This is a genomic window from Streptomyces nanshensis (genome assembly GCF_001751255.1).
In the GTDB taxonomy this organism is placed as follows: Bacteria; Actinomycetota; Actinomycetes; order Streptomycetales; family Streptomycetaceae; genus Streptomyces; species Streptomyces nanshensis_A.
In genome coordinates this window covers 1-207 of sequence record NZ_LJGW01000449.1, presented here as the reverse complement: position 1 = coordinate 207, position 207 = coordinate 1, and the positions used below count along the sequence as shown (strand labels likewise).

Here is a 207-nt window from a genome sequence, read left to right as displayed (position 1 = left end):
CCCAAGCGCGTGGAGGAGGTGACGGCGTTCGAGTCCTCGTTCGGTGAACTGGTGGTGATCGGAGCTCACTCCCGCTGCGCCGATTGCGATCAGGCGCCGGTGTATGTCGTGGGCGAGGAGGCCGTTCACGTGCAGAGCCCGTGCCCCTTCCCGGACGGCATCACCATGCAGATCACCCTGGAGGTGCCGTCCGGGCAGATGATCGTC

At 66.2% G+C, this 207-nt stretch carries 1 protein-coding gene; it reads left to right on the top strand.

The features are described from left to right. Positions 1-18: 18 nt before the first annotated feature. The coding region (locus AN218_RS28150; protein ID WP_141747714.1) for a hypothetical protein at positions 19-207 on the top strand (189 nt) is incomplete at its 3' end.